The sequence below is a fragment of the Persicitalea sp. genome (assembly GCF_041751555.1).
Taxonomy (GTDB): domain Bacteria; phylum Bacteroidota; class Bacteroidia; order Cytophagales; family Spirosomataceae; genus Persicitalea.
This window is the reverse complement of sequence record NZ_JBGSXF010000513.1, coordinates 1-13076: the sequence shown is the minus strand read 5'-3', so window position 1 is coordinate 13076 and position 13076 is coordinate 1. Positions and strand designations below refer to the sequence as shown.

18 protein-coding genes are annotated in these 13076 nt (G+C 51.5%); 13 read left to right on the top strand and 5 right to left on the bottom strand.

What is annotated here, in order from left to right:
* The coding region (locus ACEW8P_RS18320; RefSeq protein ID WP_373514524.1) for a gluconokinase at positions 1 to 1173 on the bottom strand (1173 nt) is incomplete at its 3' end.
* A 153-nt stretch (positions 1174 to 1326) separates the two neighbouring features.
* Between ACEW8P_RS18320 and gnd the strand changes: the two genes are divergently transcribed.
* The 3 genes from gnd to ACEW8P_RS18305 all read left to right on the top strand — a co-directional run bounded on the left by gnd (position 1327) and on the right by ACEW8P_RS18305 (position 3935).
* Entirely contained in the window at positions 1327 to 2280 is a 954-nt protein-coding gene (gnd, locus tag ACEW8P_RS18315) for a phosphogluconate dehydrogenase (NAD(+)-dependent, decarboxylating) (RefSeq protein WP_373514523.1), read from the top strand.
* A gap of 75 nt (positions 2281 to 2355) precedes the next feature.
* On the top strand, positions 2356 to 2607 hold the full coding sequence (locus ACEW8P_RS18310; protein WP_373514522.1) for a hypothetical protein: 252 nt from the start codon (positions 2356 to 2358) through the stop codon (positions 2605 to 2607).
* A 233-nt stretch (positions 2608 to 2840) separates the two neighbouring features.
* Positions 2841 to 3935, top strand: coding sequence for an imelysin family protein (locus tag ACEW8P_RS18305; protein WP_373514521.1), 1095 nt, complete (start codon positions 2841 to 2843; stop codon positions 3933 to 3935).
* Positions 3936 to 4019: 84 nt separating this feature from the next.
* Here the strand turns inward: ACEW8P_RS18305 and ACEW8P_RS18300 are convergent, their stop codons facing one another.
* Together ACEW8P_RS18300 and ACEW8P_RS18295 are read right to left on the bottom strand one after the other, a co-directional pair.
* Positions 4020 to 5408, bottom strand: a complete 1389-nt coding sequence (locus ACEW8P_RS18300) for a Gfo/Idh/MocA family protein (RefSeq protein ID WP_373514520.1) — start codon at positions 5406 to 5408, stop codon at positions 4020 to 4022.
* Positions 5409 to 5495: 87 nt separating this feature from the next.
* Positions 5496 to 6788, bottom strand: a complete 1293-nt coding sequence (locus ACEW8P_RS18295) for a M16 family metallopeptidase (RefSeq protein ID WP_373514519.1) — start codon at positions 6786 to 6788, stop codon at positions 5496 to 5498.
* 125 nt (positions 6789 to 6913) lie between these two features.
* On the opposite strand from ACEW8P_RS18295, the gene ACEW8P_RS18290 reads away from it, so the two are divergent.
* The 10 genes from ACEW8P_RS18290 (at position 6914) to ACEW8P_RS18245 (ending at position 12406) form a co-directional block, all read left to right on the top strand.
* On the top strand, positions 6914 to 8065 hold the full coding sequence (locus tag ACEW8P_RS18290) for a glycosyltransferase family 4 protein (protein WP_373514518.1): 1152 nt from the start codon (positions 6914 to 6916) through the stop codon (positions 8063 to 8065).
* Complete coding sequence (locus ACEW8P_RS18285; RefSeq protein WP_373514517.1) at positions 8062 to 8589, top strand: GNAT family N-acetyltransferase; 528 nt, start codon at positions 8062 to 8064, stop codon at positions 8587 to 8589. The genes ACEW8P_RS18290 and ACEW8P_RS18285 overlap by 4 nt, the downstream gene beginning before the upstream one ends.
* A 92-nt stretch (positions 8590 to 8681) precedes the next feature.
* Positions 8682 to 9137: a GyrI-like domain-containing protein gene (locus tag ACEW8P_RS18280; protein ID WP_373514516.1), complete on the top strand. Its 456-nt coding sequence runs from the start codon at positions 8682 to 8684 to the stop codon at positions 9135 to 9137.
* 2 nt (positions 9138 to 9139) lie between these two features.
* Positions 9140 to 9484 carry a DUF1801 domain-containing protein gene (locus ACEW8P_RS18275; RefSeq protein ID WP_373514515.1) on the top strand — a complete coding sequence of 115 codons (345 nt, stop codon included), beginning with the start codon at positions 9140 to 9142 and terminating at the stop codon, positions 9482 to 9484.
* Between the two features lie 43 nt (positions 9485 to 9527).
* The gene (locus ACEW8P_RS18270; RefSeq protein ID WP_373514514.1) at positions 9528 to 10508 is read left to right on the top strand and encodes a DUF6624 domain-containing protein; all 981 of its coding nucleotides are present in this window, start codon (positions 9528 to 9530) and stop codon (positions 10506 to 10508) included.
* 170 nt (positions 10509 to 10678) lie between these two features.
* The gene (locus ACEW8P_RS18265) at positions 10679 to 11203 is read left to right on the top strand and encodes a DUF2975 domain-containing protein (RefSeq protein ID WP_373514513.1); all 525 of its coding nucleotides are present in this window, start codon (positions 10679 to 10681) and stop codon (positions 11201 to 11203) included.
* Positions 11204 to 11206: 3 nt separating this feature from the next.
* A complete protein-coding gene (locus ACEW8P_RS18260; RefSeq protein WP_373514512.1) occupies positions 11207 to 11410 on the top strand; it encodes a helix-turn-helix domain-containing protein in 204 nt (67 codons plus the stop codon).
* Between the two features lie 153 nt (positions 11411 to 11563).
* The gene (locus ACEW8P_RS18255) at positions 11564 to 11851 is read left to right on the top strand and encodes a type II toxin-antitoxin system RelE/ParE family toxin (RefSeq protein WP_373514511.1); all 288 of its coding nucleotides are present in this window, start codon (positions 11564 to 11566) and stop codon (positions 11849 to 11851) included.
* 2 nt (positions 11852 to 11853) lie between these two features.
* On the top strand, positions 11854 to 12186 hold the full coding sequence (locus ACEW8P_RS18250; RefSeq protein WP_373514510.1) for a HigA family addiction module antitoxin: 333 nt from the start codon (positions 11854 to 11856) through the stop codon (positions 12184 to 12186).
* 13 nt (positions 12187 to 12199) lie between these two features.
* Positions 12200 to 12406: a hypothetical protein gene (locus ACEW8P_RS18245; protein ID WP_373514509.1), complete on the top strand. Its 207-nt coding sequence runs from the start codon at positions 12200 to 12202 to the stop codon at positions 12404 to 12406.
* A gap of 75 nt (positions 12407 to 12481) precedes the next feature.
* Here ACEW8P_RS18245 and ACEW8P_RS18240 read toward each other — a convergent pair whose 3' ends face one another.
* Entirely contained in the window at positions 12482 to 12763 is a 282-nt protein-coding gene (locus ACEW8P_RS18240) for a type II toxin-antitoxin system RelE/ParE family toxin (RefSeq protein ID WP_373514508.1), read from the bottom strand.
* Positions 12757 to 13044: a hypothetical protein gene (locus ACEW8P_RS18235; RefSeq protein ID WP_373514507.1), complete on the bottom strand. Its 288-nt coding sequence runs from the start codon at positions 13042 to 13044 to the stop codon at positions 12757 to 12759. Before ACEW8P_RS18235 ends, ACEW8P_RS18240 begins: the two co-directional genes overlap by 7 nt.
* Positions 13045 to 13076: the final 32 nt, after the last annotated feature.

The window sequence follows — 13076 nt, the reverse complement described above, 5'->3', positions numbered from 1 at the left end:
GGCTTTGACCTTCTGAGTTTCCAGGAGTACTTTGCCAATACTGAACAGATTCAGCAAAGTACCTTCCATAACCGCCCGCACAAAGTGCATCGGCGTGTGGCGAGTACTCAGCCCGACAAGGCCGCCGCGTACTTCGGAGTTCCATAATGGCGCTCGCTCGCCCAACAGATACGGCAAGCAAAGCAGTCCGTCTGATCCCAGGGGTATGTCGGCGGCTTCTTTAAAAATATCATCGTAGGAGATTTCGTCGAAGAAATGGTCCTTCAGCCACTCGAAAACTACCGCACCATTGTTCGTCGCTCCGCCGATGACGTAGGTTTCCTTATCCAGAATGTAGCAGAAAGTCCGCATTTCTTCATCGGCAAAAGGCTTCGGCGAACTGATACGCACGGCTCCGCTCGTGCCGATGGTCACGGCCATCGTTCCAGGCACGATGGCCCCGCTGCCCAGGTTGGCCAGACAGCCGTCACTCGCTCCCAGTACCAGTGGTGTCCCGGCGGGTAGTCCGAGGGAATTATCCTCCGGTAAGTTTACCATATGGTAGGGCGAGACGGGTTCGGAAAAACGGTCGGCGGTGAGGTCGAGGTAGTTCAGGGTGTACTCGTCCCAGGCGAACTTCTCGATATTAAAAAGCCCCGTGGCCGAGGCAATGGAGTAGTCGACCAGGTATTCCCCGGCCAATTTAAAAAACACGTATTCCTTGATCCCGACGAAGCGGGCCGCTTTTTTGAATAATTTCGGTTCGTTCTCCCGCAACCATAGCAGCTTGCACAGCGGCGACATGGCGTGAATCGGTGTGCCATTGGTCTTGTACATTTTACGGCCCTCGCGCGTCTCTTTCAGCGCGTTGGCCAGATCGGCGCTGCGGTTGTCGGCCCAGATGATGGAGTTGGTCAGCGGCTTGCCCTCGGCATCGAGGGCAATGACGCTGTGCATGGCCGCACTAAAGCAAAGCCCCAGGGCCTCGCCTTCGCCGCGGCATTTCTTCACCACCGACTGAATACAGTATTCCAGCGACCGCACGATTTCTTCGGGATCCTGCTCGCTCCAGCCGGGTTTCGGGTGAATCATGGGATATTCCTCGCTGTGGTCGGCCAGGATTTCGCCTTTTAGGTTGAACGCTACTGCTTTAACGTTGGTCGTACCGATGTCGGCACCGAGGATATAGGCCATTTTGAGTGATGAATTATGAATTATGAGTGATGAATAGCTGACGCCTGATAGTCGCCGAATGCAAAGGTCTTATTTGTAAGGATAAGAAAACTTCCCTACATTCCCGAAAAAGTACGATACCGTAATAACCGAAACGGCAATAACTAAACGGTGATGAACACCAATCACTCATCACTCATCATTCATCACTCATCATTAAAAAACATGCAAATCGGAATGATCGGACTCGGCAAGATGGGTTTTAATCTTGCACAAAACTTAAAAGACCACGGTCACGAGGTCATCGGTCACGACGTCAATGACGACGTGGTAGAAGAATTTATCAAGATGGACGGTATTCAGGGCGCCCATTCTTTGGAAGAACTCACCAAAAAACTCACCGGACGACGGGTCATCTGGCTGATGGTTCCGGCGGGAACGATCACCCAAAGCGTTATCGACCAACTCGTTCCGCTACTCAATAAGGACGACATTGTAATCGACGGCGGCAACTCCCGCTACACCGACACGCTGTTGCGTTACCAAAATTTAAGAAATAAGGGTATCGACTTGCTCGACTGCGGCACCAGCGGCGGTATGGAGGGCGCGCGGCATGGGGCCTGCACCATGATCGGCGGTGAGGACGCAGTTTTTGCTCACTGTGAGCAGATTTTCAAAGACATTTCGGTAGATAAAGGATACCTGCACACGGGTGCTCCCGGCAGTGGCCACTTTGTCAAGATGGTGCACAACGGGGTGGAGTACGGCATGATGCAGTCGATAGCCGAAGGATTCGAAGTACTTAGTAAGTCCAATTTCGACCTCGACTACGAACAAGTGGCCCGTGTGTGGGATAATGGCTCGGTGATCCGTAGCTGGCTGATGGAGCTGACCCAGCGCGCTTTCTCGAAAGATGCCAACCTGGATGGAATCCTGGGTAAGATGTTCTCGTCGGGCGAAGGAAAATGGACGCTCGAAACAGCCCTCGACCTGGGCGTACCGACGCCCGTGATTGCTCTGTCGCTGATGATGCGCTACCGCTCGATGGAAGACGATACCTTCTCGGGCAAGGTTGTGGCGGCCCTGCGCAACGAATTCGGGGGGCACGCAGTCGTAAAAAGTGAGTAGGGCTGCCAGAACTTGGTATTATTTCCTAAATTTGTCGTCGTAACGCTTATCCGATAATTATTCATTCAGCCAAACATGGAGACCACGCAGACCACGCATATAGGCACTGACCCCAAAGTCGTGCATGTAGAAACCGAGCCTACCACGCACCATCACGCCGAATCCAAAGAACTCTCGACGGGTTTCTTCGTCGCTTCTTTCCTGATCCTTCTGCTGATCCTGGGAATTTTCGGCGACATGTTCGTTTTCATCATCGGACTGTTGGGAGCGGTGGCGATTTATGCTGGGTACTTTACCGAGAAAGCTGCCAACGAGGAGCACCACTGACGGATTTTGACCAGCAGTTCGAAGCCCCTTTGGTCAGATCGTGTGATCTGACCAAAGGGGCTTTTTGCAGTGGTGCGAAGGCCTATTTTCGAACGGTGGATGTCAGAAAGTCTAACCTTGAACTGGTTTTTAACCTGTTTCTGTAAGTTATTTAATATTTATTCGAAATAGATATACATAGTCTCGCAGCTTTTCAGTTACTGAGAGGGAGAACAACTTTCTGGTAAAATCAAATGAAACGACTACGCTACATCTACCTACTTTCGCTCGCATCGGTAATGTTTTTGCTCAATCATGCCTGCACCTCTTCCAATCTGGAAGTTGAAAAGCCCGAGCAAATTGATCGTCAGGATATGTTGAGGCATTATGCCGACAACCTCATCATACCTGCATTCAAGGAACTTCAAACCAATGTCAACGCGCTGCAAGTGAGCGCCGAAGTAGTAGCCGCCAAGCCTACGCTAGCCAATTTAGCGATCCTTCAGGCAGCCTGGAATAAAACGCATCTTTCTTTCCAATCGGCCAATGCTTTCAATTTCGGGCCAGCGGGCGAAACGGGTACTCGAAAGAGGCTTGTCGAGGAAATTGGGACATTCCCGATCAGTATAAAGATCATGGAAACAAACATTGCCAAGGGGTTACCCGTGCCAAACGATGCCAACTACGACGCCCGCGGCCTACTAGCGATCGAGTACCTGATTTTTGACGTCAAGGGTGACAACCAACGGATTCTCGATGGACTCATCACCGCCAGCCGGGAAGTGTATTTAAAAAAACAAATCGCTAATCTGAAAGGCCACGTGGATCAGGTAGTTACGGACTGGGCAAACTACCGTGAGACTTTTATTAACAGCGACGGTACCGCAGCCGGTAGTTCTATTTCCATGTTGTACAACGAGTTTGTGCGCAGTTACGAAAGCCTGAGCAATGTTAAAGTTAACCTGCCGCAGGATGTTACTACAGGAGGAAATTCATTGGAGTCAGCCCCCGTCGAAGCGTATTACAGCGGCAAATCGCTCACCTTCGCCCAGGCGCACTTCGCAGCCCTGGAAAATATCTGGCGCGGTCGGGTGGCCGGGAAAGACGGCCCCGGTTTTGACGATCTGCTCAATACCGTATCGGGCGGCCCCGCCTTAGTGGCTAGTATCGAAGCCCAAAACGCCACCATTCAGAAGGCATTCGACGACCTGGGAAATACCCCCTCACTGACCGGGCAGACACAAGCCAGCAAGCCCAAGGTGGAAAAACTGCAAACTGAACTCCAAAAGAACACCCGTTTGTTGAAGAACGACATGTCGTCAGCCTTGGGGCTCACAATTACTCAGTAGTTTCGTCCTTCTGAATAAGTTTAGATGACAATTGATCGGATTTGGCAACCCGAATCGGAATAGTCTGCTTGCTTGCATCGAGAACTACTTCTTCACTTTCTTCATCGCCACCGGATCCCAATACACCGTTTTCTGGTCGAAGTAGCTTTCGTTACAAGCCAGCACAGGGGCGGCAGCACGAAAGGCAAAAATCGGATCTTCAATCGTACCCTGACTGCCTTTGCGCAGGTTGTCAAAGAAGTTAGCGAAGTGTAGCGCGTGTTCGTCTTCTTTTTCCGGGTCGTTGAATTTCACCTCCTTTGCGGGTTCGGCCTTGCGGGTTTCGGGCGGGTACTGCGCATCGTAGTTCTTGGCAAATTCCTTTTGTACTTCTTCCGGAAAAGTAAAGTAGCTATCGTAGTTGCCGTAGCCGGGCGCAATGGGGAGTTTCTTTTTGGTTAAAACGATTCCGTTGTTTTCAAACTCGATTTGTCCTTCGGTGCCGATGATGCGGGTGTTGTTCTTGATCGCGCCGGCGTTGGCAAAATTCACCCGTAATACCATCTGAAACTTCTCATGGATGTCCGTTTTGGGGTATTCCAAAATAGAAACCAGTACGTCCGGCACATCGCGGCCGTCTTTCCAGTAGCTCAGTTCACCCGATGAAAAAATCCGCTGTGGCCCCAGCGAACCCGTCACGTAGTGCACACCCGTAATGAGGTGAACGAACAGGTCGCCCGCCACGCCCGTGCCGTAGTCGCGGTAGTTGCGCCAGCGAAAAAACCGCTTGGCGTCGAAGGGTACTTTGGGCGCATCACCCAGGAAGCGATCCCAGTCGCAGGTTTGGGGCGAGGCATCGGGCGGAATCGAGTAATTCCAGGCCCCGATCGACCCGAAGCGATCGTTGTTGGACTCCACGTAGTTGATGGCCCCGATGTCGCCGGCGGCAATCATTTTTTTGGCTTCCAGGTACGCCGCATTGCTGATGCGCTGGCTCCCTACCTGCATCGTCTTGCCCGATTTTTTCCAAGCGTCGATCACCGATAGCCCCTCGTCGATGTGGTGAACCATGGGCTTCTCACAATAGACGTGCTTCCCAGCTTTTAGGGCATCCTTGGTAATGTGGTCGTGCCAGTGGTCGGACGTCACGATCAGCACGGCGTCGATGTCGGGGCGGGCCAGGATTTCGCGGTAGTCGCGGGTCGTGAAAATATCTTTGCCGAACGTTTCCTTCGTCCGCGTGAGGCGACCATCGTAGAGGTCGGCCACCGCCACCAGCTCAGCGTCGGGTGCGGCCCGCAGCGCGGCCTTAGTATCGTAGTTGCCTTGAATCCCCATGCCGATGGTCGCGATGCGGATTTTGTCGTTGGGGCTAACTTTTTTCAGGTCTTTGATGTAGGAAAAAGACGGGCGGGCGGCGGCCAAACTACCCGTAGCCAACAGGGCGGAAGCCGCCGAGGCATTTTTCAGGAAGGTTCTGCGGTTGGGATTCATGATTTGTTTAGAGTTTAGCTGTTTAGGCTGGCGCAAGCTTCTTCTTTGTCGCTTTGTCACTCTGTGGCTTTGTCGCTTCACAACCACTCACTCTTCCGGCAAAAAAGTCAGCATGCTGAAATCCTTCTCGTCGAACATCTCTACCGCCATTTCCTGTAATTGTTCGGCGGTCAGGTTCTCAATTTCGGTAAAAATGGCGGGCAGCGTTTCTACGCGGCCAACGTCCAGCAGACTTTTGGCCATCATCAGCATAAAGCTGTTGTTGCTCTCTTCCGACATCGCGAGTTGTCCCATGAGTTGTACCTTGGCGCGGTGCAGTTGGGTTGGCGTCAGCGGTTGCTCGCGGAGACGACGTAGCTCTTTGTAAATTAGATTGATACTGCGTTCGAGTTGGCGGGGTTCGGTGCCGAAGTAAATCCCCAAATAGCCCGCATCAAGGTAGGCCATGTAGCTGGCGTCGATGGAATACACGAAGCCGTAGCGCTCCCGCAGCGACATATTGAAGCGCGAGTTCATGCCCGGTCCGCCCAGTAAATTGACCAGCGCGAAAAAGGGTAGTTTGCGGTCGTCAGTAAGCGGGTAAGCCGGGCGGCCCATCGCGCATTGCGCCTGCGTGAGGACACGCTCCACTTTCTGCTGCACGGGTTGGTACGAGGCGGGCGGTTGCCGCTGCTGCGTGCTTCGCTGGCTTGGTACTTCGCCCAGGTATTTCTCGGCCATTTTCACCACTTTGGCGAAAGGTAAGCGGCTCACCGACGACACGATGACGCGCTCGGTGTCCAGATTTTCCAAAATAAAAGCTCTTAGATCCGCCCGCGAGAAGCTCTTGACGGTTTCCTGATTGCCCAAGATGTTGTAACCCAGCGCGTGACCCGGAAAAAGCAGCGCATCGAAGTCGTCCTGAATGGCGTCTTCGGGCGAGTCGTAGTACATCGACATCTCTTCGAGAATCACGTTGCGCTCGCGTTCGATTTGTTTTTCGGGAAAGACGGAGCGAAACGAAATGTCGGCCAGTAATTCCAGCGCCTTGTCGAAGTGCGCGTCGAGAACCGAGGCGTGGAAGCATATTTTCTCCTTCGTCGTGTAGGCGTTCAGTTCGCCGCCTACCGTTTCAAGACGGTTGATGATATGGTGCGAGCGGCGTTTTTCGGTTCCTTTGAACGCCATGTGTTCCCAGAAGTGCGCCAGTCCCTGCTGCTCGGGCCGCTCGTCGCGGCTACCGATGTCGAACATGATGCCGCAGTGCGCGATTTGGGTGTGCAGCACCTGCTTGTGGGCGACGCGGATGCCGTTCGCCAGCGTGTGCAACTGGTACTCTTCCTGTATTTTGGGCGAAATGGTCGCCTTGGTGATGCGCTTGCGCGGATTATCTTGCTTCATGGGCAGGCTACCCGTATTGGTAGCGAGTGGTTTTTATTTTTGCCAAAAAATGGCTTATACTTGGCAGAATATGCCGGGATCGGGCCGAAATCTGTTTCTCCCCCAAAGGTACTTTTTTCTTACCGATGAACGAAAAACCGCCTTTCCCGTTGCGCCTGGGTTTCGACGCCAAGCGGGCTTTTCAAAACGCCGCCGGACTGGGCAATTACAGCCGCTTCGTGTTGAAAGCCCTGCGTGAACACGCCCCACAACTGGATTTGTTCGCGTACACACCCCGCCGGAAAACCGAGCTTTTCCCGACCTTCCCCACCGACCGGATCAAAACACCGGAAGGATTCCCTTACCAACAACTACCCGCTCTCTGGCGTTCCTACGGACTGGTTCGTGACCTGCGGCGCGACGGCGTACAACTTTACCACGGCCTTAGCAACGAACTACCCACCGGACTCGCCGCTGCGGGAGTACGTTCGGTAGTGACCATTCACGACGTCATTTTTGAACGCTTTCCCCACCTCTACCCCTGGCTCGACCGACAGTTTTACCGCGCCAAAACCAAAGCTGCCTGTGCGCAAGCCGATGTCATCGTCGCCGTCAGCCAGCAGACAAAGAATGATCTTATCGAATTTTATGGCATCGACGCCGAGCGAATCCAGGTAGTTTATCAAGATTGCCAGCCCGCGTTTCAATCCCGCATTTCTAAGGAAAATATTGAAGCCGTTTTGGCAAAATATGGCCTGGATAAGTCAGAACTATATATTCTAAGCGTCGGCACCATCGAGGAGCGCAAAAATCAAATTCGGCTGGTAGAAGCCTTCGCCAAACTACCGTCGAAAGATAGCAAGTTGGTGATCGTGGGTCGCCCGACGGCTTATGCCCAAAAACTGCGGCAACGAATCACCGAGCTGCAACTGGGAAATGAAGTTCATTTGCTGCACGATGTGCCAAGCCAGGACCTTCCCGCTTTGTACCAGGGTGCCAGGGTATTTGCCTATGTGTCGATTTTTGAGGGTTTCGGTATTCCTATTGTGGAAGCCCTGCACAGCGGCGTTCCGGTGCTGGCCGCCACCGGCTCGTGCCTGGAAGAAGCGGGCGGGCCGGGGGCGCTATATGCCAGTCCGACGGACATCGAACAGATGGCCGGGGTGCTCAGTCAATTATTGGAAGACGTGCCGCTTCGCAGCCAACTTATTTCGGCGGGAACGCAGCACGTGCAGCAGTTTTCGGCGAAAAATATTGCCAAACAGTTGACCGAAATCTATACCGAAATATTGCCGTGAGCTATATCCTGGAAACCGAGCGATTGCGATTGCGGGAATACACCCAGACCGATACCGACTTTGTCCTGCGCCTGCTCAACAGCCCCGGCTTCCTGGAATTCATCGGCGACCGCAATGTGAGAACCGAAGCGCAGGCCAAAGATTACCTCCTAGATGGGCCGATGAAAAGCTATGCGGATTACGGGTACGGCCTTTCCTTAGTAGAAAGAAAAGACGACAGGCAAGCCATTGGTACTTGCGGTCTGCTCCAACGCCCGAATCTCGATTTCCCGGATATTGGCTTTGCTTTCTTGCCGGAATTTGTCGGGTGCGGCTATGCTTACGAAATAGCGAAAGGCGTTTTGGATTACGGCTTTGAGAAATTTCAACTCCCGAAAATCTACGCGATGTGCAAGCCCGACAACGCACGTTCTGTTCGGTTGCTGGAAAAACTTGGGTTGAAGTTTGTGGATTTATATTTCCTGCCCGGAAAAGAAGAAAAGTCTTTGTTGTACAGTTTACAAACAATTCACCAGTTGAAGTAATACATCCGCTTATGTCAGTAAAGATTTTCTCAACTGACACAGGGCTGTCACACGCTGCCGCTATTTTGGTGGCTCACCAAACCGAAAACACGATGAAAACGCAAACGATTCAGGAATTTAAAGTCATCGGCATCGCTATCCGCACGACCAACGAAAACGGGCAGGCCGCCCAGGACATTCCCGCCCTTTGGAACAAATTCATGTCGGAGAGCATCGCCGATAAGATTCCCAACAAAACGGGCAACGAAGTATATTGCATTTACACCGACTACGAACACGACCATACAAAGCCGTACACCACCGTCTTGGGTTGCCCGGTCGCGACGCTGGAAAATATCCCGAAAGGCATGATGGGCAAGGCGTTCGCTATGGGCGAATACGTCACGTACGTTGCGAAAGGAAATATCATGGAGGGCATGGTCATCGGTACCTGGCACGAAATCTGGAATTCGGATTTGCCCAGAAAATTTACCGCCGACTTCGAGGTATACGGTGAAAGAGCGCAGAATCCCGAGAACGCCGAAGTCGATATTTTCGTAGCCGTCTGAATATGAAAGAACTCGACAACTACTTCATGCAGCAAGAGGAACCCGTGCGCGGGTGCTTTCTCGCTTTGCACGAGATCATTTTGGCCCAGGACGAAAATCTGGCCACGGCCTGGAAGTGGCAGATGCCGGTTTTTTATTACAAAAAGAAAATGTTCTGCTACCTTTTTTTTCACAAAAAATACAAACTACCCTACCTGGCCTTGGTCGAAGGCCGACAACTCGACCACCCGGCTTTGCTGGCCGAAAACCGAACGCGCATCAAGATTATGCTGATCGATCCGACAAAGGATTTGCCGATGGAGACTATTGAGGAAGTTTTGCAGCAAGCGTTGGCTTTGTACCGATAATTAAGATTATTTTCGTTTTGAAAACGAACTTAAACGATTGGCCATGAATTACAGGAAACTATTTTTGACCCTGCTGTTGTCCCTGCCAGCAACTTTCACTTTCGCCCAACTCGGCGAGCAGTACGACAAATTCATTGATGCCGCCTGGAAGCAATACGAAAACAAAGCGTATCTCGCATCAGCCCAAACCTACGCAAAAGCCTTTGCTTCCGCAGGCGACCTGGGGGACGTTACCGACCGCTACAACGCGGCATGTTCGTGGGCTCGCGCCAGCCAGCCCGATTCGGCATTTTCACAACTGTTCAGGTTCACGCGAAAAGGGTACTACGCCAATCTCCGGCACATAAGTACTGATTCGGACCTGCTGACTTTGCACGACGATCCCCGTTGGACCGAGGTGATTGCCCTGGTCACCGCCAATAAAGTGAAAGAAGAAGCCAATTATGATAAGCCGTTGGTAGCCATGCTCGACACGATTTTTCAGGAGGATCAAACCTACCGCAAGCAGGTTGTCGAGATCCAGGAAAAGTATGGAAACGACTCCCAGGAAATGCAGGCGCATTGGAAAAAGATCATGGCGATCGACTCGGTCAATCTCATCAAAGTAAAAAAGATATTGGACGAGCGCGGCTGGCTGGGCGACAGTGTGATTGGAAGTCAGGGCAACACCACGCTCTTTTTGGTGATTCAGCATTCCGACCAGCAAACGCAGGAAAAGTATCTTCCCATGATGCGGGAAGCCGTCAGGAACGGCAACGCCCGGCCCAGCGCCCTGGCCCTGCTAGAAGACCGTGTGGCCCTGGGCCAGGGCAAACGCCAGACCTACGGCAGCCAAATCGGGTACGACGACAGCGGCGCGTACGTCCTGCCGCTCGACGACCCGGATCACGTAAACGAACGTCGCGCATCCGTCGGGTTAGGGAAGTTGCAGGATTACGTTTCTCAGTGGGAGATCACCTGGGATGCGGAGGCGTACAAGAAAAAATTGCCGGAGATCGAAAGGAAGAATATTAGGATAGAGTAATAGGATAGAGTAAGAAGGGGATATTTGAATGGTGTTTTCGATCACGATCAGGTAATTCGCATGCCGTAGAGAGAAAATTTGAAGCAATTTCAAAAATAGTTGGACATGTTTATTGTTTATCAATAAATTTTTATTGACTTTTGCACAATCACTAGTCAAACAATCCTTCTATGAAAACCAGAACTGAACAAATTTTGGTCGTGTTGAACGTCCTCTCGTGGGTCGTGTTCATTGGCCTTTTGATTAAGGCAGGGGCTATCCTGATCTCGTATTCGGTAAGTCTCTTTAATCCTGAGGGGGCCGAAGATCTTTACAAAGGAATGAATCTGTCGTGGCTTCGGCAGAGCAGCCTATGGTACTATACGACGGTCGTATCGTCGATTGCGGCATTGCTTGGCATGAAAGCCTACACCGCCTTTTTGGTGATCAAAGTCCTGTCGAAAATCAACCTCGCGAACCCCTTTACCATGGAAATTGCCTTACTGGTCGAAAAAGTGAGCTATTTCATTGCCGCAACCTGGGTAGTGGCAGTCCTGACCACGACCTACTCAGGTTGGCTGCAGCGGAGCGGAGAAGTCTGGCGGAGCGACGCCAGCTCGTTCGAGTTCCTATTTCTGGCGGGCGTGATTTTTGTTATTTCCCAGGTTTTCAAGCGGGGAATCGAAATTCAAGCCGATAACGAACTGACGATATAAGCTATGCCGATCGTCGTAAACCTGGATGTCATGATGGCCAAGCGCAAAATGTCGTTGAACGAACTCTCCGAAAAAGTCGGCTTGACATTGTCCAACCTTTCGATCCTGAAAACGGGCAAAGCCCGCGCCATCCGCTTCAACACCCTGGAAGCAATCTGCGAGGCGCTGGATTGCCAGCCGGGAGATTTGCTGGAATACGCGGAGTGAGGGAAAGCGCAATTTCCTCCGCCGCTGCCAAGCCGTAGAGCGCATACACCAGTTGGTCTATTTCGGATTCCAAAGCCGTGGTATCAATCATTGATAAACAAATCGCAATATGCAGCAATTGCTCAATGTAATTAGTCTTGTTACATTTGCGTTATGATCGAAAGCATTCGGCACAAGGGGTTACGGCTCATGTTTGAGGATGATAACGTCTCAAAACTGACTCCGCATTTGGTTAGTCGCATACGCGAGATCATCACGGTGTTGGATACGGCGGAATCCGTCGAGCAAATGAACATTCCTGGGTACCGCCTGCACAAATTGAGCGGTGATTATCGGGATTTCTACTCCGTCAGGGTGAGTGGAAATTATCGAATTATTTTTAGCTTCCTCGACGGCAACGCTTACGATGTAGATTTTATAGACTACACTGAAACCACTTGATTATGTTAAAAAGAGGAATGCGCCCCGCCCACCCTGGATCTATACTGGGAGGAATGATTCAGGGATTGCGCGAGGAAACCGGACAACCTCTCACGATCAATGAAATTGCGGAAGGACTTGGCATCCACCGCCGTACGCTTTCGCTGATTTTGAATCTGAAATCCGGCATAAGTCCCGAAATGGCCGTCAAGCTTTCGCAGGCTTTCAGCACCAGCGCCGATTTGTGGATGAATTTGCAGAAGAAATACGACCTGTGGCAGGCCGAAAAGAAAGTAAGCCGGGCGGAAGTGAAGCAGTTTGTCAGTTCACCAATGTCTGGTTTGCAATCAGCGTAAACAGAACACAACTATGATCCAGGTACATCCCCAGTTCATTACCGACACCGTCGGAAAAAAATTAGTAGTACTGCCGCTTGATGAATTCGACGCGATGATCGAGGAATTGGAAGACCTTGAAGATGTGCGCCTTTACGACGAGGCAAAGCGGGAAGACGACGGTTCGCGTATCTCGCTGGCTGACTACTCAAATCAAAGAAAAGCCAGGAAAAATGGCTAGATAGTAGGTTCACAGCTGGTATCTACCCCTCCATCACCTCCGCCTCCAAGCCGCAAAGCGCGTACACTACATAGTCTACTTCGGCGGAAAATGCTTGTAAGCGTCGCCGCGTTTGAGAACGCGCAGAAGTATGACGCTGGGCAATAGGTATTCGATTCCAACTCGATAACCGCCTATTCTGATTCGATAGTAATTCTCCGTCTTTTTTTGTCCCTGCATTCGTTTGTAATCCACGCCTGACGATTCCAGGTCATGGGCCATTTCGAGCCGATCTATCATTTCGGCCACTTGTGTACGGACTTCGGGCGATACCCTTTTTAAGTCTTTTTTGAATCGCGCAACGAACTCTATTACCATCCGAACTCGGCTTTCAAATCGGCAATCGGATGGCGCGTAGCCGTTTTTTCAGCCCGCATGAGCTCGAGTAAAAAAGCATCTTCCAGCGCGTCGTTCTCAATGATTGTCAAGAGTTTTTGCATTTCTTCCTCCGTCCAGCCGGCATTTTGCTTTTTTGCTAAAAATGCGGATGAGGTCAAGCCCATTTGTTCAGCCAGAAAAGCGTTTTCATAACCGGACAAATCGATGAGCGAGGCCATTTGACGTTTTAAAGCGACGTAGTTTTCAACTATTTCCAGCATTTTGATTGAGTTTTACAACAAAACGACAATTT